The 783-nt window shown below is 57.0% G+C and carries 1 protein-coding gene; it reads right to left on the reverse strand.

All coding sequences use genetic code 11. From position 1 onward, the window contains the following. Nucleotides 1-779: IS256 family transposase (locus tag KY379_RS27185; protein ID WP_261242810.1), on the reverse strand; the 779-nt coding region annotated here is incomplete at its 3' end. Nucleotides 780-783 lie beyond the last annotated feature (4 nt).

Below are 783 nucleotides of genomic sequence, written 5' to 3' on the forward strand. Positions count from 1 at the left end.
GTCGTCTCTGGAAACACAGCGCTGAGGGCCTCTGGCATGCCTTTGAGGCCATCGGTCACGGCAATTAGCACATCTTCGACACCACGCGTTTTGAGATCGTTAAAGACCTTCATCCAGAACTTCGCACCCTCGGTGTTTTCGATCCAGATGCCCAAGATATCGCGCGTCCCGTCGGGTAGAACGCCCAGTGCCAGGTAAATGGCCTTGTTGCGCACCAGGCCTTCTTCGCGAATCTTCACCCGCAGCGCATCGAAGAAAATGACCGGGTACATCGGCTCCAGTGGCCGCTGTTGCCAAGCACCAATCTCTTCCATGACCTCGTCAGTTACAGAGCTGATGAAATCAGGCGAGACGTCGGTTCCATACTGCTCGGACAGAAAGGCTCGGATCTCTCTGACCGTCATGCCTCGGGCGTACATGGCGATGATCTTGTCATCGAAGCCGGTGTACCGCCGCTCGTGCTTAGGGATCAGAATGGGTGCAAAGCTACCGTCTCGATCTCGGGGAATTTCCAGACGAAGCGGGCCATCGCCGGTCAAAACCGTCTTGCCACTCTTGCCGTTACGCTGGTTGGTTTCATCCTCTGGGCGCTGCGCGCCCGGCGGATATCCCAGGTGGTGGCCAAGCTCGGCATGCAGAGCACGCTCGATCAGGGCCTTTTTGAACGCCGCAGAGGCATCCTCGATAGCTTCTGCGGTCATCAGACCCTCACCGAACTGCTCCAGCAGTTCTTTGGGGATTTTGGGCAGGTCACGCAGGGGTTTCTTTTTGGTTGGCATACAT

Source organism: Pseudomonas sp. HD6422 (assembly GCF_025377065.1).
GTDB lineage: Bacteria > Pseudomonadota > Gammaproteobacteria > Pseudomonadales > Pseudomonadaceae > Aquipseudomonas > Aquipseudomonas putida_U.